Below are 18972 nucleotides of genomic sequence, written 5' to 3'. Positions count from 1 at the left end.
GGATCCCGGGCACCCGGCTCAGCCGTTGGCGGCTTCCCACTGCGCGGCGGGGGAGTCCGGGTGCCCGCCGCTCATCTCCGCGACCTGGCCGTTGGCGTCGAAGGTGATCCACGCGCTGTAGTAGTCGTCGCTGGTGCTGAGGGAGAACTCGACCGGGGTCCCCACTCGGTCGGACACCGCACGGCGGACGTAGACGCTCGGATCGACGTTCTTGATGCCGGTGAGACCGGGCAGCTGGTCGACCATGCCCTGCACCAGCGACCAGTTCACCGTCGTGATGTCGAACAGCAGGTTCGGCAGGTCGGCGGCGTCGGGCTGGATCAGCTCGGCGCCGTCGTGCTCGGCCTTGCCATCGCGCCAGTTCCAGGTGTCCGTGGTCACGGCGTCCGGCGTCGTCAGGCCGTCGGCGACGGCGTAGTGCGGCATCAGGTGGACGTCGGTGAACTGGGTGACCCCGGACAGGGCGACCAGGTCGTTCGCTACCCGCTGCGCCTGCTCCGGGGTGAACAGCAGGGGCTCGTCGTCCTCGTCGTCCCCGTCCGAGCCGTCGATCATCGTGCCGCCGGCGCTCGCCGACTCCGGCGTGCGGCCCTGCACCGCGGCCAGAGCCTCCTCCCGGACCGGCCAGATCCGGATGCCGGCGCCGAGCAGGAACACCACCAGCAGCAGCACGGCGGGGATGCGGAGCAGCCCATTGCGGTCCCGGCCCTTGGCGGGCGGCAGGGTCCACTCCGGCGCCGAGTCCAGTGCCCGCAGGCGCTCGTCGGTCTCGGCCAGACGTTGCCAGTGCAGCGGCGGGTTCTCCAGCAGGGCGATCTCGGGCCGGTCGGCGTCCGGCTGGGCGACGACGACGATCGCGCCGCGCTGGTAACTGGGCAGTCGACCCAGGTTGATCAGCGCCCGGAAGGTGGTCTCGTAGGCGGGGCGGTTGCGCGGCTGGGCGATCACCCGGATCTCGCAGAACGGGTTGTCGTTCAACGTGCTGCCGGTCGCGCGCACATCGAGGATCTTGGCCAAGAACACCCGGCCGTCCCGGTCGGCCGCCTCCACGTCCTTGACCGCGGCACTGGAGTTCCCGGCGAACATCTTGCCGATGCTGACCAGCACCAACAGGATCGTCATCAGGGTGCCGGTGGCGGGCAACCACGCCCCGGCGCCCCGGTCGACGTCGATGATCGACAGTGCGAGGGAGGCGGCGAACATGCCGACGACGGCCGAGAGGATCAGGCGGAGCATGATTCTCATCATGCCTGGTCGCGGGCTCGAAACGCGAAAAACCGTCAGGATGTGCGGCGGTCGAATGAGTGCTGCGCGGGCGATATGTCGCCCGGACGGGTGGCGCGGTCAACCTTCCTCGCTGGTCGTCACAGGCGTGGTGACCGGGTCGGTGCCCTGTGTGGCGTCCGGGCTCACGGGGGCGGTGTCGGCGGGTGCGCGTCGGGTCTCACGGGAGCGGCGGTGGAATGTGCGCGTCGGGTCCCTGGGAGGGCGGCGGCGGCAGGTGCGGGCCCGGCCCCGTGGCGGGCGGTCTCGGGACGTCTGCGTCCGAGCCCACGGCCGACGGCCGACGGTCGGTCGCATCCTGCCCCTCGGCACGTGGTGGCGGGACGTGCGCGTCCGGCCCGACGGCGGGCGGTCTCGGGACGTCCGCACCCCCAGCCGCCGGTGACGCGATGTCCGTCCGCTCGGTCCCCGCCGCGGCGGCCACCGGCTCTTCGGCACCAGGCAGGTCCCGCATCCGGATCAGGGGCGACCACACCACCGGCAGTGTCGACAGCGCCGTCCCGACCGCCGCGACCCACAGGGTGGGCAGGACGCCGTACACGTGCCCCAGCCACCCGCCGAGCAACCCGCCCAGCGGCATCGCACCCCACACGATGAACCGCACCGACGCGTTCATCCGCCCGAGCAACGCGGGCGGGCAGAGCCGCTGCCGGAAGCTGACCTGCGCGACGTTGTAGACCACCACCGCGAAGGAGAATCCGAAGCCGCCGACGATCAGCGTGAGCTGCGGTGGCACGGGCAGGATCGCCGCCAGCGGCGTCAGCACGGTGCCGGGAACGAACGCCACGGCCGACAGGGGCACGATCCGCCCCGCACCGATCCAGCGGGCCAGTCGATCCGACAGTGCCGCCCCCAGCAGTCCGCCCACCGCCGACGCCGACAGGGTGGTGCCGTACGCCGCCTCGTCCAGCCCCAGCTCGCGCAGCGCGAAGATCACCACCAGCGCCCCCGACACCGCCGAGAACAGGTTGGCGATCCCGGTGCAGGCCACGATCCGGCGCAGCAGCGGCTGGCGCAGCACGAAGGACAGTCCCTCGGCGATCTCGACCCGCAGCGGACGCCGGGTGTGCACTGGGGGCAGTTCCTCCCGCGCCCGGATCCGGCCGACCGCCAGTGCCGAGAGCACGTAGGTCACCGCGTTCACCGCGATCACCAGGGGTGCGCTGATCACCCGCAACAGCGCGCCGCCGAGCGCGGGCCCGACCACCATCGCCACCGATTGGGTCGCCTGCAGCTTCGCGTTCCCCTCGCCGATCCGCTCCAGCCCGACCAGCCCGGGGACGTACGACTGGTGGGAGACGTCGAAGAACACCGACGCCGCGCTGATCACCAGGGCGCCGACGTAGAGCACCGGCATCGACCCGTGGCCGGTCAGCGCCAGGAGCACCACCACCGCCAGCGTCAGGGCACGCACCAGGTCGGCCAGGATCAGCACCCGGCGCTTGCGCATCCGATCCACCCAGGCGCCGACCGGCAGACCGATCACCAGGAACGCGGCGGTCTCCGCTGCGGTGAGCAGCCCCATCTGCGCCTCGGTCGCGGCGAGGTGCCGCACGGCGAGCACCGGCAGTGCGAGTCCGGTCAGCTGTGCGCCGAGCTGACCGAGGGCGTCGCCCACCCACAGTCGGCGGAAGTCGGCGTGCCGGATCAAGGACATGCGCCGAGGGTCCCGCGACTGATTGGGAAATGTCAATCAGTAGCATGGGGGCATGATCGAGCCGGATCCGGACGCCGACGCCCGCGCCCTCGCCTCCACCCTGCGCCTGCGCATCCTGCGACTGTGCCTGGACGAGGCGCGCACCAACCGGGAGATCGCCGAGCGACTGGGCAAGAACCCGGCGACCGTCCTGCATCACGTCCGCACCCTGGTCGACCGCGGCTTCCTGGTCGCCGAGCCGGTCCGGCGCGGCGCGCGTGGGTCCCGGGAGGTGCCCTACCGGTCGACCGGCAAGTCCTGGCGGATCCCACCGTTCCCCGGCAAGCAGCAGGTGATGGTCAACGCCTTCCTGGAGGAGCTGGCCGAGGCACCCGACGACTCGGTGCAGATGACCCGGCTCGGCGTCCGGCTCTCGCCCGCGGAACACGCGGAGCTGCTGGACCGGATCGACGGCTTCTTCGCCGAGCTGGCCGAGCGCGAGCCGACCCCGGGCGGGGACCCGTACTCGATGCTGTTCGCGATGCACCTGGACGCCGGGCGGATCGCTGAGCCAGCGGAACCAGGCGCCTAGCCTGATGTCGCGGCGAGCCACGCGTCCAGCTCGCTTCGATGCATCTCGACGAACTCCGATTGCAGTTCGTGCTCGATCCGCATGACTTCGGCGGAATAATGAGTTGATTCTCGACAGTCGAAGTCGTCGGTGGCCTGCCTAATTTCACGCTCTCGAAACTCATCGATTTCCAACATCGTGGTCGACTGCTCTGACCCTAACGCTTCATATTCGAGCCACAGTTCAGCCGGCGCGGTGTTCGGATTGCTTAATCCCACATAACCTGAACGCTCCATGCATGACCGCCAAGCATCATTGACCTCGACAAGCCTAGGATCGTCGGCGAGGCTTAGCCAAAATATGTCGATCTCCTCCTTAAGACCACCACTCGCGTCGACGCTAGGCGCGCGTCCTGCAACAGCGTGCTCCGCCCAACCATAACATCCTGCGCTTCGCCATTCATATTCATCCGATTGGGTTTCGGTGACAGAGCCGTAAAGTGCGGCCTCATATTCTTGTAATCCAGCTGCTGACAAGGATTCACGATAGGCATCGTTGGGGTTGCTGGAAGCGGTGGTGGACCGCTCGCCAGGTCCAAACCCCTCGCTGGCTATGCCGTAGCCCTCCGTGGCGGCGCTGGCCCGGTCTCGCAAAGAGAAATCGAGGTCGCTAGACAGATCGTTGACAGGCAGCGTGGTGATCGGGGTGTAATCGAATCCCGCCTCATTCATGCAAACGGATACTAGCCCCTCGATGGCGCTGCTCATGTCCTCGACAGGGTCGGTTTCCGAGGTGCTCGATTCGATCTCGTTGACAATCGCTTCGAGTTCGCCGGGTGTCCACGTCACTGCAGTGGGTCGCGGCGGGGATTCCCCGTTCTCGTTTGCGCACCCACAAAGAAATAGAAGGGAAGCGCTCAGGAGTGTTAGCGGTGTCGAAATTATGTCATAAAGGCCTGTTAGCCTCATTGTTCTGCCTCAATCAATGAATCGCAGCTTTCGTTAGGTTCCATCTGGACAAGTGCACCATCGGCCATCTCGACAACCCCACGGCCGATCGTCGCGCCAGCTCGAGTCCCGAACTGAATGGTTTCGATCGCATAGGAGACGTTCGCTGGTGAGCCCTCCACCTCCACGTCGGATGCACCGATCGAGACGATTTCGATCGACGAGTCAGGTTTGACCCCTGCGCGGATGATGCCGTCGATCTCCGCTTGGAGACACGAGTCGGGGATGTGGCTGCCGATGACGACGTTGCCAGACCCTGGGAGCGGGTTGCCGACCACATAGGCGACCAGATCGCGCAAGCCCTCTGGGTCATTTGATGTGACGGCCTTCAAATAGTTCTCGGCGAGTGGCGTGACCCACGGATTGCTCGCTGTTGGTGTCGGTGTTGCCTGACCAGGAGTACATGCTGCAGCTGATATCGCAATGGCGTGTAACGCGAGCAGCGTGCCGATCGTCTTTCTCAGTGCTGTGCCGCTGGTCATCGCGTGTGGGTGATCTGGCTCTGTGCGGCCCCGGAGAGCTGGGGCTTCCATCCTGTCCAGCAGTTCGTCGCTCGGCACTGCTTCACTCGGCTCCAGGAATACGAGTACGCGGGCCGGGAATAGGTCACTGTGTATTTGGGCACGGTATTCTCTGCTACAGCTTGCGCATAGATCAACTCGGTGCTGGAGACCTTTGACGCATCTGCGCCTTTCCAGCTCGCGCCGCGCGTCGTATTTGTTGCTCGGGTCACCTGAGTGCCAAGCCGGAACGACTGGGGTGATGATAGCGAGATGCCCGCGAAGCTGGCGCCAATCGAGAAGTTAACTGTTCCGGTGCTTCTGAAAAAACTGGGTGTCGCGCTGTACTCCGAACGTCTCGCGGCGACCGAGGAACTGACCTTCTGGCTCCAGGGAGCTGCGAGATGAAAGTTGCTCCGCGCGGAGTTCGACCATGAGGCGACCGAATCGAGGACATAGTAGTCGGCCTCGTCATTGGCGTCGGCGGCGCGCAGCTTTGTGGTGCAGTAGCGTACCGAGCCAGATGATTGCTGAGCTTTATATGTTGGCCAATATCCCTTTGTGTAGGAGTTGCTGATGGCCCCTCGCCAGGTACTCGAAGAGCATCCTGACGAGATAATGCGCATGGATACTGAGCTGGAGTAGGCGACTGCCTCGCCTGCCGCTGGATCGAAGACAATTAAGGCGGCGACAGTGAAGGCAATGGTCATCGTTGACCCAACGATGCGATCAATCAGTCTGAGTCTGGCGCGCATGATCAGTGTATATCCCCTCTGCTTTGCGGCTGAGGAAGGTTGTGTTGTTAGGTTGCCACCGCGTGGATCGCCAGGGCAAGCTTCAGGGATACTCAAATTTCGGCGCGAAAAGACGGGTTTGTACTACTCAGGCTTCGGCGGTGTCACCTAAATCCGCCCTCGCGGACACTCATGTGCCGACGAATCGCTGCGGTGTCGTCTAGTTTCTGCTAGAGGCCGCCTAGGCGGCCGGGCCCTCCGGCGTGGCGACCAGGAATGTCGGCGCCCGCAGTTCAGCCCCGGCGAACGCGGCCGCCACCGCCTCGGCCACCGACTCGACGTCCCCGGTCCGCACCAGCGCGATCGCCGAGCCGCCGAAGCCGCCGCCGGTCATCCGGGCACCCAGGGCACCCGCGTCGCGGGCGGTGTCCACGGCCAGGTCGAGCTCGCGGCAGGAGACCTGGTAGTCGTCGCGCAGCGAGGCGTGCGAGGCGTCCATCGCCGGACCGACCTCGTCCACGCGGTCGGCCGCCAGCAGCTCCACGAACTCCTGCACCCGGGCGATCTCGGTCACCACGTGCCGGACCCGACGGACCAGCACCTCGGCGGCGGCCGAGCCGTCACCCTCGGGACCGGTGAGTCGGGCCAGGCCGGCCAGGGCGTCACCCAGGCCGTCCGGGGTGATCTCGCGCAGGGTCCGGACCTGGAGCAGCGTCGCCGCCTGCTCGCACTCGGCGCGGCGGGCGGCGTACTCGCCACCGGCGTGCGAGTGCTCGGCGCGGGTGTCGATCACCAGCAGGGCGAGGTCGTGGCCGGTGAGGTCGAAGGGCACGTGCCGCACCGAGTCGTCCAGGCAGTCGAGTTCCAGCGCGTGACCGGCCCGGCCGCGCAGGGACACCGCCTGGTCCATGCCGCCGGTGTTGGCGCCGGCGATCTCGTTCTCGGCCCGGACGCAGACCGCGGTCAGGGTGGTCCGGCCCTGGTCGGTGGCGGCCAGCCCCAGGTCGAAGAGCTCGTCCAGAGCGACGGCGACCGCGCACTCCAGCGCCGCCGACGACGACAGTCCGGAGCCGTAGGGCACGCAGGAGTCCACGGCGATGTCGAAACCGCGCACCGCGTGGCCCGCCTGCCGCAGGGCCCAGGCGACCCCGGCGACGTAGGACGGCCAGCCCTGCACGGTGCCGGGGGCGACGGTCGACAGGTCGACCTCGCGGATGCCCTCCTCCTGGGCGGAGATCAGGCGGATGCGGTCCGAGTCGACCGGGCGCACGGCGACGTAGGTGCGGTGCGGCAGGGCGAACGGCAGGCAGAGACCGCCGTTGTAGTCGGTGTGCTCGCCGATCAGGTTGACCCGGCCCGGCGCCGACCACACGCCGTTCGGCTCGGCGTCGAAACGCTCGGTGAACAGGGCCCGCGCGCGGTCAGCGCCGTCGGCGGGCTGCCAGGCGTCGATCCAGGTGGTCATCGGGCCAGCTCCTTCAGTCGGGCGGCGATCCGCTCGGGGGTGGTGTCGCTGATCCAGGCGGCCATGCCGGACTCGACGCCCGCCAGGTACTTGAGCTTGCCGGGGGCGCGCAGGACGGAGAACAGCTGCAGGTGCAGGCGGGACAGCTCCCGGCCGGCGCGGACCGGAGCCTGGTGCCAGCCGGAGATGTAGGGCAGCGGGATCGGGGTGCCGTCCGGCTGCTCGAAGAACAGGTCGAGCCGGCGCAGCAGCTCCAGGTAGACCCCGGCCAGGTCGTCGCGCTCGGCATCGGTCAGCGCGGGCAGGTCCGGCACGTCCCGGCGCGGGGCCAGGTGCACCTCGACCGGCCAGCGCGCTGCGAAGGGCACGTAGGCGATCCAGTGCTCGGACTGCAGGACGACCCGCTCACCGGCGCGCAGCTCGGCGTCCAGGACGTCCCTGCCCAGCAGGCGGCCGGTGCGGTCGTGGTGCTCCCGGGCCTGGGCCAGCATCGCCTCGGTGCGCGGGGTCAGGTAGGGGAACGCGTAGATCTGGCCGTGCGGGTGGTGCAGGGTGACGCCGATCTCCTTGCCCCGGTTCTCGAAGGCGAAGACCTGCTCGATGCCGGGCAGCTCGCCCAGTGCGGCGGTGCGGTCGGCCCACGCCTCGACGATGGTCCGCATCCGGCGCGGGGACACCGTGCGCAGGGATGCCGTCGGATCGGAGCTGAAGCAGATCACCTCGCAGCGACCGGCGGCCGGGCGGGTGGGCCACAGCTCCTCGCCGTCGCGCAGGGTCACCTCGTCCGGGACGCCCGGGACCGCCATCAGGGACGGGAACCGGTTCTCGAACACCACGACGTCGTAGTCGGTGTCCGGGATCTCACCGTCCTGGTACGCGGCGCCGGGGCGCGCGGGGGCCAGCGGGTTCGCGTCGGCGGGTGGCAGGAAGGTGCGGTTCATCCGGTGAGCGGCCATCGGGATCCAGTCACCGGTCAGCGGGTCGCGGCGCAGTTCCGGCCCGGTCACCGGGCGGGCCACCCCGTCCTCGCCGACCACCGGGGCGAACCGGTCGGGCAGCGGCCGGGGGTCGTCCAGTCGCCGGGTGTGCTCGCCGCTGACGTAGGCGGGGGAGTCGTCGAAGTAGAACAGATCCCGCCCATCCGCCATCGAGGTCCGGGTGCGGCGCACCTCGGGGGTGAGCAGGGTGGAGTCGGTCATCTCAGTGCTCCTTGGTCCGCAGGACGCATCCGGCATCGGTGAGGGCGGTCCTGGCTTCGGTGGGCAGTGCGTCGTCGCTGATCACGGTGTCCACCGCGTCCAGGGGGGCGATGTGGGCGAGGCCGACCACGCCCCATTTGGTGTGGTCGGCGAGCACGGTGACCGCGGCGGCCGCGTGCAGCAGGGCGCGGTCGGTGGCGGCCTCGGCCAGGTTCGGGGTCATCAGCCCGCTGGCGTCGAAGCCGTGCACGCCGAGGAACAGGCGGTCCACCCGCAATGTCGCCAGGGCCGCATCGGCGACCGGGCCGACCAGTCCGTCCGAGGGGGTGCGGGACCCGCCGGTCAGGATCACGTCCACCGCCGGGACGCCGTGCAGTGTCTCGGCGACCGGCAAGGAGTTGGTGACGACCGTGAGCGGTCGCAGCTCGGGTTCGGCGGCGATCCGCTGTGCGAGCAGGTGGGTCGTGGTCCCGGCCGACAGCGCGATGGCCTGCCCGGGCGCGATCTCCTGGGCCGCCAGGGCCGCGATGGACTCCTTCTCCGCGGCGGCCCAGCTGGTCTTGGCCTGGAAGCCCGGCTCGTCGGTCGGACGGGCCAGCGTGTCCGGGGCGACAGCACCGCCGTGTACCCGGCGCACCAGACCCGCGCGATCGAGTTCGGTGATGTCGCGGCGGACGGTCATCTCGGACACGTCCAACAGCTCCACCAGGTCGGCGACCCGCACCGCCCCGCGATCGCGCACTTCGGCGACGATCCGATCCTGTCTCTGACTGGCCAGCACGAATGTCAGTATCCACCACAACCGAACAAAAACCAACACCTCCTTGCGCGAGCCGCCGAGCCGAGCCGATCCGACCCGCGCCGACCCGCGCCGGACCCGCGCTGAGCTGCGCCGGACCCGCGCCGACCCGCACTGAGCCGCGCCGGACCCGCGCCGACCCGCGCCGACCCGCGCCGGACCCGCGCTGAGCTGCGCCGAGCCGCGCTGAGCTGCCGAAACTACGGAAACCGACGCTGCCGCAGGGTTGGGAGCGTCAAAATTCGTAGTCTCGGCGCGGTGCGCGGTGCGCGGGATCCGGGCGCTGGGCGCGGACGCAGGGCGCGGACGCAGGGCGCGGACGCAGGGCGCGGACGCGGGACCCGGGATGCGAGACCCGGGACCCCGGACGCGGCGCGCGGGATGCGGGCCGAGCGCCCCGCGCGGGACCCGGCCGCGTGCCGCGGTCAGTGCCGGATCGGGGTGAGGCCCAGCGACTTGCCGGCGAGGCCTCGCGTCCGGGAGGCGAGGGTGCGTGCCACGTCGCGCAACGCGACCGCCGCCGGGGAGTCAGGGTCGGACAGCACGACGGGCGTCCCGCCGTCACCGGCCTCACGCAGCTGGATGTCCAGCGGGATCTGCCCCAGCAGCAGGACGTTGGCGCCGGACAGCTTCGACAGGTTCTCGGCCACACGCTGCCCGCCGCCGGACCCGAACAGCTCCAACCGGGTGCCGTCCTGCTGTTCCAGCCAGGCCATGTTCTCCACCACGCCGACCAGCTGCTGGCGGGTCTGCGCCGCGATGGAGCCCGCGCGCTCGGCGACCTCGGCGGCGGCGGTCTGCGGGGTGGTGACCACGATCAGCTCGGAGCCGGGCAGCAATTGGGCGACCGAGATCGCGATGTCGCCGGTGCCGGGGGGCAGATCGAGCAGCAGCACGTCCAGGTCGCCCCAGAACACGTCGGAGAGGAACTGCTGGAGGGCGCGGTGCAGCATCGGTCCGCGCCAGACCACCGGTTGGCCCGGCGGGACGAACATGCCGATGGAGATGACCTTCACGTCGTGCGCGATCGGCGGCAGCAGCATCTCGTCCACCCGGGTGGGCGGCTGGGTGACACCGAGCATGCGGGGCAGGCTGAAGCCGTAGATGTCGGCGTCGACCACCCCGACCCGCAGCCCGTCGGACGCCAGCGCCGCCGCCAGGTTGGCGGTGACCGACGACTTGCCGACCCCACCCTTGCCGGAGGCGATGGCATAGACCTTGGTCAGCGAGGTGGGCTGGGTGAACGGGATCACCGGCTCCGCGCCGCCGCGCAGGCGTTCGGTCAGCTGGGCGCGCTGCTCCGGGCTCATCACGCCCATCGCCATCCGCACCTCGTGCACACCGTCCAGCGCCTGCACGGCACCCGTGACGTCCTTGGTGATGGTGTCGCGCATGGGGCAGCCGGCGGTGGTCAGGTCGATGCCGACCGTGACGATCGCCCCGGCGTCCGCGCTGGTGTCGACGTCCACCGAGCGGACCATGCCCAGCTCGGTGATCGGGCGGCGGATCTCCGGGTCGATCACGTGCTCGAGGGCGGCACGGACGGCGGCGGCGACCGCCTCGGGATCGCGGTGGTCCAGGGCGGCGGTCATGGCGTCCATCGTAGGCCGCGCCGCGGACCGGTCTAGAAGAACACGATCGTCGCGAGGGCGAACAGGCCGACGAACACCGAGGCCAGGACGGTGCGCAGCGTGGGACTCATCGCGTCCACCCGCTTCTTCAACCGTCGGTACATCCACATGTCCAGCTCGCCCAGCGGGATGCTCACCAGGACGGCAGCGGTGATCGTCAGCACGAACATCCGCACCACGCCGACCCCCGGCAGCAGCGCGTACAGGGTGCGGATCACCGGCAGGTGACAGAGGTAGAGCATGTAGCTGTAGTTGCCGAGCCGGTTGCCGAGGCGCCCGACCTGGGTGTCACCGAACACCGGCCGCCAACCGTCGTAGCGCGCGAGCGCCAGCACCAGGAGGGCGGCGCCCAGGCCCAGACCCCAGCGTGCGCCGGTGGTCCCCTGCGAGGAGCCGAACAGCCACAGGGCGGTGCCGACGATCCCGGCGACCACGGGGTGCGGGGCCTTCTTCACGATCAGCGGCAGCAGCATGCCGAAGGCGAAGGCCGTGGTGATGCCGACGAAGGGCAGCTGGTGGGCGGGGAAGACGTTCAGTGACAGGTCGTCCGGGCGCAGCACGTTGTGGATCAGGATCAGGCCCAGCCACCCGATCAGCACCGAGGCGGCGCTCTTCTGCCGCCGCAGCGCGATCAGCACCGCGACGAAGACGTAGAACGCGATCTCGAAGACCAGCGTCCACTCCACGCCGAGCGGGTACGCGGCACCGCCGTAGGGCAGCAGGGACAGCGCGAAGACGTCGATCGGTGGCTTCAGCGGCGACCAGATCCCGGCGACGATCACCAGACCTGCCACCACGAAGAACGGCGGGTAGATCCGCACCAACCGATGCAGCAGGAACTGCGGCGCCTCGTACCGCTGCATCGCGGAGGCCATCAGGAAGCCGGAGAGGGCGAAGAACAGCGCGACACCGACCGCGCCGAGCCAGCCCGGCACGTAGCCGAGCGCCCAGGAGCTGCCGCGCAGGATCGATTCGTAGGTCGCCGCGTGGTAGAAGACCACGGCCAGGGCGGCGGCGAACCGCAGCCACTGCAGGCTATAGAGCCGGGTCCGGGTCTCGACCCTCAGGTCCGGCGAACTGGATGCCACGGTCGCGCTTCCCCCTTCGTGGATCTGCCCGACCATCGCGCGAGATGCCGAGTGGGGATCCTAGCGGGGTCAGCGCTGGTCGGGCGGCAGGCCCTCGCGCTCCTCGGCCAGCTCCTCCAGCAGGTTGCGCATCTCGGAGCGGACGAAGTCGCGGGTGGCGACCTCGGACAGCGCGATCCGCAGCGCCGCCATCTCCCGGGCCAGGAACTCGGTGTCCGCGAGGTTCCGCTCGGCGCGCTGGCGGTCCTGTTCGGCCTGCACTCGGTCCCGGTCGGTCTGCCGGTTCTGCGCGAGCAGGATCAGCGGCGCCGAATAGGACGCCTGCAGGGAGAGCATCAGGGTCAGCGCGGTGAAGCCGTTCGCGGCGCTGTCGAAGCGCAGGTTCTCCGGTCCCCAGGAGTTCCACGCCAGCCAGAGGAGGCAGAAGACGGTGAGGTAGAACAGGAAGAGCGGGGTGCCCATGAACCGGGCGATGCCCTCGCTGATCTTGCCGAAGGCGTCCTCCTGCAACCGGGGGAGGAAGGAGCGGCGGGCTGCCTTCGGGGTGTCGAGACGCTCAGCCACGGGTACCTCCCTGCACAGTCGCCGGTGCCTCGGGCTGCACCTCCTCGTCGGTCTCCCGCCAGTCCTCGGGCAGGAGATGGTCCAGGACGTCGTCCACGCTGACCGCGCCCAGCAGTCGGCGTTCGTCGTCGATCACCGGGATGGCCAACAGGTCGTAGGTCGCCATCCGGCGGGTGACGCCCAGCAGCGGGGTCTCCGGTGGCACCGGGTCGATGTCGGTGTCCACGATCGAGCCCAGCGGCTCGTGCGGGGGTTCGCGCAGCATCCGTTGCAGGTGCACGACGCCGATGAACCGGCCCGTGGGGGTCTCCAGCGGCTGGCGTACGACGAAGACCATCGACGCCAGTGCCGGGGTCAGGTCGCGGCGGCGGACGTGGGCGAGCGCGGCGGCGATCGGGGTCTCGGGGCCGAGGATCACCGGCTCGGTGGTCATCAGGCCGCCCGCGGTGTTGTCCTCGTAGGCCAGCAGGCGTCGGACGTCCCGGGCCTCCTCCGGCTCCATCAGACCGAGCAGCTCGGCCTGCTCGTCGTCGGGCAGCTCGCCCAGCAGGTCGGCGGCGTCGTCCGGCTGCATCGCCTCCAGCACGTCGGCCGCGCGGGTGCGCTCCAGCCCGGAGAGGATCGCCACCTGGTCGTCCTCGGGCAGCTCCTCCAGCACGTCGGCCAGTCGCTCGTTGTCCAGGGCGGTGGCGACCTCCAGCCGGCGGGTGGTGCCCATGTCGTGCATGACGTCGGCGAGGTCGGCGGGCTTCAGCTCGTCGTACTGCGCGAGCAGGAGGGCGGCGCCCTGGTTCTCCGTGGTGCGGGCCAGCCCGGCCACGTCCGTGATGTCGATCAGTTCCGGCTCACCGCGACGGCGCAGCAGCCCACCGCGTCCAGGCCGGTGCCGACGGACGAACAGCTTGGTGACCAGGTAGTCGCCGTTGCGCTGCCGTTCGATGGCGACGTCCTCGACGGTGGCGGTGCCCGAACCGTCGGTCAGCGGCACCGTCCGGTCGAAGAGCTCGCCGACCACCAGGGTCTCGAACGCACGCTGCTCGAACCGGCGCATGTTGACCAGGCCGGTCGAGATCACCTGACCGGGGTCGATGGCGATCACCCGGGTCAAGGGGACGAACACCCGACGTTTGCCCGGCACCTCGATCACCAGGCCGACGGCGCGGGGAGCGCCCTTCGGTCGTAGCAGCACGACGACGTCGCGCACCCGGCCGACCTGATCACCGATCGGGTCGAAGACGGGGGTCCCCGCCAGGCGCGCGACAAAGACACGAGTTCCAGCGCCGCTCACGCGGTGAGCGTAGCCGCCCCACGCCCTCGTCGCTGACCTGGGAAGAGTCTGGACGTACCCGAGGAGTTCGCTGCCGATCGGCCGTGATCCCTGGCGGCGTCATCGCTGCTGCGTGAGGATGAGGGCATGTCGTTCACCGGTGGTCCCCGCGTCCCCGCGACCCCGACCCTGCCTCAGGGCGAGACGGTCGCGTCCTACGGCACTTACTTGGAGGCGCAGCGCGCGGTCGACCACCTGTCCGACCGCCAGTTCCCGGTCCAGCACGTCACGATCGTCGGCACCGAGCTGAAGATGGTCGAGCGGGTGACCGGGCGACTCACCTATCCGCGGGTCGCGCTGTCGGGCTTCCTGTCCGGCGTCTGGTTCGGCATCTTCATCGGGCTGCTGTTCATGCTGACCTCCAACTCGCTCGGCATCCTGCTGGTCGCGGCGGTGGTCGGTGGTGGCTTCGGTCTGCTGTTCGGCGTGGTCAGCTACGCGATCACCGGCGGCAAGCGTGACTTCACCTCGCAGAGCCAGATCGTGGCCAGCCAGTACGCGGTGCTGTGCGCGGTGGAGAAGGCGCACGAGGCGCGGAACCTGTTGCGCGAGGTGGGTGCCGTGCGTCAGGGCTCTGCGACCCCGAGCGCTCCGGCCCAGCCGACGGGCGCCCCGCGCTACGGCCAAGCGGCGGGCCAGGGCGCTCCCGTCCAGCCGGGTGAGCAACCCCGCTACGGCCAGTACGCCGACCCGAACCCGGCGGCCCAGCCGGGACAGCAGCCGCGCTACGGGCAGTACGCCGACCCGAACGCCGCCGCTCCGGCCGCGCAGCCGGGCACCTCGACCCAGCCTGCTGCTCCGGCCGCGCAGCCCGGCACGCCGACCGAGCCCGCCGCCCCGGCGGACCGGCCCGCACCCCAGTACGGCCAGTACGCGCCGCCGCCGCAGGAGTCCTCGGCCCAGCCGCCTCAGGACCCGGAGCAGCAGCAGCGCTGAGACGCCACGAACGCCCCCGTCATCCGACGGGGGCGTTCGTGTGTCCGCGGGCGGCGTCCGCGGTGCTCAGGGGTTCAGCGGGGTCAGGGCAGCAGAGTGGCCATCCAGCGCTCGACCTCGTCCGGGGTGCGGGGGAGGGCGGCCGAGAGGTTCTCGTTGCCGTCGGCGGTGATCAGCACATCGTCCTCGATCCGGACGCCGATGCCGCGCAGCTCCGCCGGGACCCGCAGGTCGTCGGCCTGGAAGTACAGCCCGGGCTCGATGGTGAACACCATGCCCGGCTCGATCACCGCGTCCAGGTACATCTCGCGGCGGGCCTGCGCGCAGTCGTGCACGTCCAGGCCCAGGTGGTGACTGGTGCCGTGCACCATCCAGCGCCGGTGCTGCTGACCCTCGGGCGACAGCGACTCCTCCGCGCTGACCGGGAGCATGCCCCACTCGGCGAGCCGTGCGGCGATCACCTCCATCGCGGCGGCGTGCACGTCCCGGAACCGGTTGCCCGGCACCGCCACCGCGAAGGCGGCGTCCGCGGCGTCGAGCACCGCCTGGTAGACCCTGCGCTGGTCGGCGGTGAAGGTGCCGGTGACCGGCAGCGTCCGGGTGATGTCGGCGGTGTAGAGCGAGTCGACCTCGACCCCGGCGTCCACCAGCACCAGCTCGCCGGTGCGCACCTGACCGTCGTTGTCGGTCCAGTGCAGCGTGGTGGCGTGAGCGCCCGCGGCGGCGATGGTCTCGTAGCCGACGTAGTTGCCCTCCTCGCGGGCCTTCGCCAGGAACGTGCCCTCGATGACCCGCTCACCGCGACGGTGGGCGACCGCCTCCGGGAGCCGGCGCACCATCTGCTCGAAGCCGGCGGCGGTGGCGGCGACCGCGCTGCGCAGCTCGGCGACCTCGTGCTCGTCCTTGATCAGCCGCAGCTCGGACAGCGCCTCGACCAGTCGGGCGTCCAGCTCCGCCTGCGGGGTGGAACGGATCTCCTCGACGACGGCCTCGACCGCCTCGTCCACCTCCGGCACGACCAGCAGCCGCACGCCGTCCGGCCCGACGTCCTTGGCCAGGGCGTCGCGCAGCTCGTTCGAGTGCGCGGTGGCGATCCCGGTCACGGTCGCCATGTCGTCCAGCGTCGGGCGGGCACCCACCCAGAACTCGCCGTAGCGGGCGTCGGCGAAGAACTCCTCGGTGTCGCGGGACGCGAGCGGGCGCATGTAGAGCACCGCGTGGTGGCGGGAACGACCGCCGCCCGGCACCTCGTCACCTGCGCCGTCCTCGACCGGGTGGAGCACGAGCACCGCGTCCGGCTCCTGCTCGGCTCCCAGACCGGTCAGGTGCGCGAAGGCCGAGTGCGGTCGGAACCGGTAGTCGGTGTCGTTGGACCGGACCTTGAAGGCCCCGGCCGGGATCACCAGGCGCTGGCCGGGGAACTGCGCGGACAGGCGCGCGCGGCGGGCGGCGGTGAAGTCGGCGGCCGCGCCGCGCTCGGCGGTGCTGGCGGGACGCTCGGCCCAGCCGGAGGTGACCCAGTCGATGAACGCCGCTGACTGCGGGCGCTGGCTGCGGTTGGAGCCGCGATCGGCCAGGGACTGTTCGGTGCTGCTCGACTCAGACATGGGGATCAGTCTGGCACCGCTTCACTAGGCTGCGTCGGTGCGCATCGACCTCCACACCCATTCGAACGTCTCGGACGGCACCGAGTCACCGGCCGTGCTGATGGCCTCCGCGGCGGCCGCCGGGCTGGACGTGGTCGCACTCACCGACCACGACACCACCGCCGGGTGGGCCGAGGCCGCCGCCGCCGTGCCGGGGACCGGCGTGGCGCTGGTCCGCGGCACCGAGGTGTCGGCGCTGGTCGGGGGGGTGAGCGTGCACCTGCTCAGCTACCTGCACGACCCGGAGCATCCGGAACTCGCCGGGATGATCGCCCGGACCCGCGACGCCCGTCAGCACCGGGGCCGGGCGATCGTGGAGCTGCTGGCCGAGGACTACCCGATCAGCTGGGCCGATGTGGCCGCCGTGCAGCAGCCGGGCACCGTGGTCGGCCGACCGCACATCGCCGACGCCTTGGTCGCGCTCGGGATCGTGCCGGACCGGACCGCTGCCTTCGACACCCTGCTGTCGGCGCGGGCCGGGTACTACGTGCCGTACTACGCACCCGACGCCGTCGACGTGGTCCGGGCGATCCGCGCTGCCGGTGGCGTGCCGGTGTTCGCGCACCCGGGTGCGGACGGACGCGGCCGGGTCGTGGCCGACCGGGTGATCGAGGAGCTGGTCGACGGCGGTCTGTTCGCCCTGGAGGTGCGCCACCGGGACCACGACGACGCCCAGCGCGCCCGCCTGACCGCCCTGGCCGACCGGCTCGGCGTGGCCGTCACCGGGTCCAGCGACTACCACGGTGCCGGGAAACCCAATCGGCTGGGGGAGAATCTGACCGCCCCGGATGTCCTGGGGCGGATCGAGTCGGAGGGACGGACACCGGTGGTGCGAGCATGAGCGCGGTTCTCGACTGGCGCTTGTTCAGTGAAGTCTTCATCACCCTGTTCGTGATCATGGACCCGCCGGGGACGGTGCCGATCTTCCTGGCGCTCACCGGGACCATGACCAAGCAGCAGCGGTCCAAGGCTGCCCGGCAGGCGATCCTGGTCGCCTTCGGCGTGATCCTGGTGTTCGCGGTCTTCGGCCAGGGGCTGCTGTCCTACATGCACATCTCGCTGCCGGCGCTGCAGGCGTCCGGCGGTCTGCTGCTCCTCCTGGTCGCGATGGAGCTGCTGACCGGCAAGTCCGAGGACCCTCAGCCGTCCGGCAACAGCAAGGTGAACGTCGCGCTGGTGCCGCTGGGCACCCCGCTGCTGGCCGGACCCGGTGCGATCGTCGCCACCATGGTGTTCGTCCAGCAGAGCGACGGCACCGCCGCCGATTGGATCTCGATCGGGCTGGGCATCGTCGCCGTGCACATCTGCCTCTACTTGGCGATGCGGTTCGCCGGGGCGATCAACCGGGTGCTGGGCGATTCCGGCACCACGCTCGTGACCCGGATCGCGGGTCTGCTGCTGGCGGCCATCGCGGTGCAGCTGGTCGCGGACGCGGTGCGGGCGTTCATCGCGGCGGGGTGACCTGAGGCGTCGGTCGGCGCCGTCTCGGGGTGCCGAACCACCCGCCACGGGTGAGCATCGACCGGTGCTCTCCCTCCGCGAACGACTCTCCGGCGCCCTGCTCGACCGGGTCGCCGGCCCGCACGGTCACTCGATCCGCGACCGGATCCACGGCACGCCCGGCGACCGCTGGTTCGGCCCCGACGCCCCGCTGCGGCGGGTGCACGGTGATGCCTCGATGTTCGTCGGCGGGCTGGCGGCGCTGTTGCTGCAGTCGTGGCATCCGCGGGCGATGGTGGCGGTGGCGGCGCACTCCGGTTATCGCGGGGACCCGTGGGGGCGGTTGCAGCGCACCAGTGCCTTCCTGGCGGTGACGGCCTTCGGCACCGCTGACCACGCCGGGCAGGCCACCCGGGCGGTGCGGCAGATCCACGCCGGGATCAGCGGGTTCTCCGAGGACGGCGAACCGTATGCCGCCTCCGACCCCCATCTGCTCCGCTGGGTGCACGTGGCGGAGGTGCACGCCTTCCTGACCGCCCACCAGCGGTTCGGCGCGCGCCCGTTGTCGGCGGCGGACTGCGACCTGTACGTCGCGCAGGCGGCCAGGACGGCGCGGGAGCTCGGCGTGATCGACCCGCCGGAGTCGGTGCGGGAGCTGCGCGCCCAGTTGGACGGCTTCGTGCCCGAGCTGCGGGGGAGTGCGGCGGCCCGGGACGCGGCGACATTCCTGCTCCGTGAGCCGCCGCTGCCGGTGGCTGCTCGGTTGCCGTACCGGGGGCTGGTGCTCGCGGCGATCGGGCTGCTGCCGCGTGCCTGCCGTGAGCCGTTGGGGCTCCCGGACCGAGTGTGGGTGGACCGCGACATCGCTCCGGCCCTGGGGCAGTTCCTGACCGCGACCATCCGCTGGGCGCTCGCGGCCCAACCGCCCCCGCCGACCCCCGATGAGCCGGGCGCACCAGCATCGGCGCACCCAGCGCCGGTGCCACAGCCGCCGGCCGCATCGGAGCCCGCCGACGAGGAGTCAGGTCCCGCACGGCCTCACGCCTGAATCACCACGGGAAGTGACCGCGCGACGCCGACGGTGCCCACCACGCACCGAGGGCGCCCCGTCACCACGACGGGGCGCCCTCGGTGTGAGCGGGGTG

Annotated in this window: 18 protein-coding genes; 5 read left to right on the top strand and 13 right to left on the bottom strand. The window is 70.5% G+C overall.

What is annotated here, in order from left to right:
• Nucleotides 1–18 precede the first annotated feature (18 nt).
• Both HGK68_RS12410 and HGK68_RS12405 read right to left on the bottom strand, forming a co-directional pair.
• Nucleotides 19–1236, bottom strand: a complete 1218-nt coding sequence (locus HGK68_RS12410; protein ID WP_169166242.1) for a hypothetical protein — start codon at nucleotides 1234–1236, stop codon at nucleotides 19–21.
• 208 nt (nucleotides 1237–1444) lie between these two features.
• A complete protein-coding gene (locus HGK68_RS12405) occupies nucleotides 1445–2941 on the bottom strand; it encodes an MFS transporter (protein WP_169166241.1) in 1497 nt (498 codons plus the stop codon).
• Between the two features lie 52 nt (nucleotides 2942–2993).
• Here HGK68_RS12405 and HGK68_RS12400 point away from each other — a divergent pair, with 52 nt between their 5' ends.
• A complete protein-coding gene (locus HGK68_RS12400; protein ID WP_169166240.1) occupies nucleotides 2994–3512 on the top strand; it encodes a winged helix-turn-helix domain-containing protein in 519 nt (172 codons plus the stop codon).
• Here HGK68_RS12400 and HGK68_RS12395 read toward each other — a convergent pair.
• The 10 genes from HGK68_RS12395 to HGK68_RS12350 all read right to left on the bottom strand — a co-directional run bounded on the left by HGK68_RS12395 (nucleotide 3509) and on the right by HGK68_RS12350 (nucleotide 13766).
• A complete protein-coding gene (locus HGK68_RS12395; protein ID WP_169166239.1) occupies nucleotides 3509–4339 on the bottom strand; it encodes a hypothetical protein in 831 nt (276 codons plus the stop codon). The genes HGK68_RS12400 and HGK68_RS12395 overlap by 4 nt on opposite strands.
• A 116-nt stretch (nucleotides 4340–4455) precedes the next feature.
• Nucleotides 4456–4980, bottom strand: coding sequence for a hypothetical protein (locus tag HGK68_RS12390; protein WP_169166238.1), 525 nt, complete (start codon nucleotides 4978–4980; stop codon nucleotides 4456–4458).
• Nucleotides 4977–5753: a hypothetical protein gene (locus HGK68_RS12385; protein WP_169166237.1), complete on the bottom strand. Its 777-nt coding sequence runs from the start codon at nucleotides 5751–5753 to the stop codon at nucleotides 4977–4979. Before HGK68_RS12385 ends, HGK68_RS12390 begins: the two co-directional genes overlap by 4 nt.
• Before the next feature lie 220 nt (nucleotides 5754–5973).
• Nucleotides 5974–7197: a galactokinase gene (galK, locus tag HGK68_RS12380; RefSeq protein WP_169166236.1), complete on the bottom strand. Its 1224-nt coding sequence runs from the start codon at nucleotides 7195–7197 to the stop codon at nucleotides 5974–5976.
• Nucleotides 7194–8396: a galactose-1-phosphate uridylyltransferase gene (gene galT, locus HGK68_RS12375; RefSeq protein ID WP_169166235.1), complete on the bottom strand. Its 1203-nt coding sequence runs from the start codon at nucleotides 8394–8396 to the stop codon at nucleotides 7194–7196. Before galT ends, galK begins: the two co-directional genes overlap by 4 nt.
• A gap of 1 nt (nucleotide 8397) precedes the next feature.
• Complete coding sequence (locus HGK68_RS12370) at nucleotides 8398–9138, bottom strand: DeoR/GlpR family DNA-binding transcription regulator (protein ID WP_246260355.1); 741 nt, start codon at nucleotides 9136–9138, stop codon at nucleotides 8398–8400.
• Between the two features lie 482 nt (nucleotides 9139–9620).
• On the bottom strand, nucleotides 9621–10787 hold the full coding sequence (locus HGK68_RS12365; RefSeq protein WP_206155748.1) for an Mrp/NBP35 family ATP-binding protein: 1167 nt from the start codon (nucleotides 10785–10787) through the stop codon (nucleotides 9621–9623).
• 32 nt (nucleotides 10788–10819) lie between these two features.
• Nucleotides 10820–11914 carry an acyltransferase family protein gene (locus HGK68_RS12360; protein ID WP_169166232.1) on the bottom strand — a complete coding sequence of 365 codons (1095 nt, stop codon included), beginning with the start codon at nucleotides 11912–11914 and terminating at the stop codon, nucleotides 10820–10822.
• 69 nt (nucleotides 11915–11983) lie between these two features.
• A complete protein-coding gene (locus tag HGK68_RS12355; protein WP_169166231.1) occupies nucleotides 11984–12478 on the bottom strand; it encodes a DUF1003 domain-containing protein in 495 nt (164 codons plus the stop codon).
• Nucleotides 12471–13766, bottom strand: coding sequence for a magnesium transporter MgtE N-terminal domain-containing protein (locus tag HGK68_RS12350; RefSeq protein WP_169166230.1), 1296 nt, complete (start codon nucleotides 13764–13766; stop codon nucleotides 12471–12473). The genes HGK68_RS12355 and HGK68_RS12350 overlap by 8 nt, the downstream gene beginning before the upstream one ends.
• Nucleotides 13767–13892: 126 nt before the next feature.
• On the opposite strand from HGK68_RS12350, the gene HGK68_RS15965 reads away from it, so the two are divergent.
• Nucleotides 13893–14741: a YflT domain-containing protein gene (locus tag HGK68_RS15965; RefSeq protein WP_206155747.1), complete on the top strand. Its 849-nt coding sequence runs from the start codon at nucleotides 13893–13895 to the stop codon at nucleotides 14739–14741.
• A gap of 83 nt (nucleotides 14742–14824) precedes the next feature.
• Here HGK68_RS15965 and HGK68_RS12340 read toward each other — a convergent pair whose 3' ends face one another.
• On the bottom strand, nucleotides 14825–16348 hold the full coding sequence (locus HGK68_RS12340; RefSeq protein WP_169166229.1) for an aminopeptidase P family protein: 1524 nt from the start codon (nucleotides 16346–16348) through the stop codon (nucleotides 14825–14827).
• A 37-nt stretch (nucleotides 16349–16385) separates the two neighbouring features.
• Between HGK68_RS12340 and HGK68_RS12335 the strand changes: the two genes are divergently transcribed.
• The 3 genes from HGK68_RS12335 to HGK68_RS12325 all read left to right on the top strand — a co-directional run bounded on the left by HGK68_RS12335 (nucleotide 16386) and on the right by HGK68_RS12325 (nucleotide 18875).
• Nucleotides 16386–17228 (top strand): PHP domain-containing protein, encoded by an 843-nt coding sequence (locus HGK68_RS12335; RefSeq protein WP_169166228.1) that lies wholly within the window; start codon nucleotides 16386–16388, stop codon nucleotides 17226–17228.
• Entirely contained in the window at nucleotides 17225–17848 is a 624-nt protein-coding gene (locus HGK68_RS12330; RefSeq protein ID WP_169166227.1) for a MarC family protein, read from the top strand. Before HGK68_RS12335 ends, HGK68_RS12330 begins: the two co-directional genes overlap by 4 nt.
• Nucleotides 17849–17912: 64 nt before the next feature.
• On the top strand, nucleotides 17913–18875 hold the full coding sequence (locus HGK68_RS12325) for an oxygenase MpaB family protein (protein ID WP_169166226.1): 963 nt from the start codon (nucleotides 17913–17915) through the stop codon (nucleotides 18873–18875).
• Nucleotides 18876–18972: the final 97 nt, after the last annotated feature.

The sequence above is a fragment of the Cellulomonas taurus genome, assembly GCF_012931845.1.
GTDB lineage: Bacteria > Actinomycetota > Actinomycetes > Actinomycetales > Cellulomonadaceae > Cellulomonas > Cellulomonas taurus.
The sequence above is the reverse complement of the archived record's forward strand: the minus strand, read 5'-3'. Positions and strand labels throughout refer to the sequence as shown.

Coding starts and splice junctions, on each gene's coding strand:
- HGK68_RS12410 (WP_169166242.1), bottom strand. CDS start 1,236: ATGCTCCGCCTGATCCTCTCGGCCGTCGTCGGCATGTTCGCCGCCTCC.
- HGK68_RS12405 (WP_169166241.1), bottom strand. CDS start 2,941: ATGTCCTTGATCCGGCACGCCGACTTCCGCCGACTGTGGGTGGGCGAC.
- HGK68_RS12400 (WP_169166240.1), top strand. CDS start 2,994: ATGATCGAGCCGGATCCGGACGCCGACGCCCGCGCCCTCGCCTCCACC.
- HGK68_RS12390 (WP_169166238.1), bottom strand. CDS start 4,980: ATGACCAGCGGCACAGCACTGAGAAAGACGATCGGCACGCTGCTCGCG.
- HGK68_RS12385 (WP_169166237.1), bottom strand. CDS start 5,753: ATGCGCGCCAGACTCAGACTGATTGATCGCATCGTTGGGTCAACGATG.
- galK (WP_169166236.1), bottom strand. CDS start 7,197: ATGACCACCTGGATCGACGCCTGGCAGCCCGCCGACGGCGCTGACCGC.
- galT (WP_169166235.1), bottom strand. CDS start 8,396: ATGACCGACTCCACCCTGCTCACCCCCGAGGTGCGCCGCACCCGGACC.
- HGK68_RS12365 (WP_206155748.1), bottom strand. CDS start 10,787: ATGACCGCCGCCCTGGACCACCGCGATCCCGAGGCGGTCGCCGCCGCC.
- HGK68_RS15965 (WP_206155747.1), top strand. CDS start 13,893: ATGTCGTTCACCGGTGGTCCCCGCGTCCCCGCGACCCCGACCCTGCCT.
- HGK68_RS12340 (WP_169166229.1), bottom strand. CDS start 16,348: ATGTCTGAGTCGAGCAGCACCGAACAGTCCCTGGCCGATCGCGGCTCC.
- HGK68_RS12330 (WP_169166227.1), top strand. CDS start 17,225: ATGAGCGCGGTTCTCGACTGGCGCTTGTTCAGTGAAGTCTTCATCACC.